This window comes from Stenotrophomonas sp. NPDC077421 (assembly GCF_049545505.1).
GTDB lineage: Bacteria > Pseudomonadota > Gammaproteobacteria > Xanthomonadales > Xanthomonadaceae > Stenotrophomonas > Stenotrophomonas nematodicola.
Window position 1 is genome coordinate 1 of sequence record NZ_JBMWDP010000091.1, and the last position, 1060, is coordinate 1060.

The following is a 1060-nucleotide window of genomic DNA, read 5'->3' on the forward strand; positions in this document are numbered from 1 at the left end:
GCGCCGATGCTGCGGGCGCTGCTGCTGTGGGATGGCGGCGAGCAGTACGCGCTGGGCCTCAACCTGCACCACATCGCCGGCGATGGCTGGTCGCTGGGCATTCTGGGCCGCGAGCTGAGCCAGCTGTATGCCGGCTACTGCCGTGGCGTGGAGGCATCGCTGCCGGTGCTGCCGGTGCAGTACGCCGACTATGCACGCTGGCAGCGGCAGTGGCTGGCCGAGGGCGAGCTGGAGCGTCAGCTGGGCTACTGGCGGCAGCAGCTGAGCGGCGCGCCGCCGCTGCTGGAGCTGCCCACCGACCATCCGCGACCGCTGCAGCAGGGCTATCAGGGCCAGGTGCAGGTGTTCCGGATTCCGGCGCAGGTGGAGCAGGGCCTGCAGGCGCTGGCGCGGCAGGAAGGGGCCAGCCTGTACATGGTGCTGCTGGCCGGCTTCAAGGCGCTGCTGTCCTGGTATGCCGGGCAGCAGGACATCGTGGTGGGTACGCCCACGGCCAACCGTGACCGGGTCGAGCTGGAAGGGCTGGTGGGCTTCTTCGTCAACACCCTGGTGCTGCGCGACCAGGTGGACTGGGGCGCGGACTTCGTGGCGCTGGTGCGCCAGGTACGTGGGACGGTGCTGGATGCGCAGTCGCACCAGGATGTGCCGTTCGAGCACCTGGTGGACGCGCTGCAGCCGGAGCGCCGGTTGAGCCACACGCCGTTGTTCCAGGTGATGTTCGACATGCAGGGCGAGCTGGCGGCCGGGGGCGGCGGGCTGGCGCTGGAGCAGGTGCAGGTGGCCGAGTTCGCGGCCGGTGAGCATCGCATCGCCAAGTTCGATCTGCTGCTGTCGCTGGGCCAGGACGGGCAGGGTCTGGGCGGTGCGCTGGAGTACAACGTGGCGCTGTTCGAGCCGGCCACGGTAGCGCGCATGTGCACGCACCTGGTGCGTCTGCTGGAGCAGGTGGCCGCCGCGCCGCAGGCGCGGCTGGACCGGCTGCAGCTGCTGGATGCGCAGGAGATGGCGCAGCGCCGCCGCTGGGACGGGCCTGCACTGCCGATGCCCTGGCAGGGCGGGC

General features: G+C 71.1%; 1 protein-coding gene. It reads left to right on the forward strand.

Going from position 1 to position 1060, the window contains the following annotated elements; all coding sequences use genetic code 11:
- On the forward strand, positions 1–1060 hold a 1060-nt coding region (locus ACPEH1_RS20610; protein ID WP_423716322.1), incomplete at both ends, for a condensation domain-containing protein.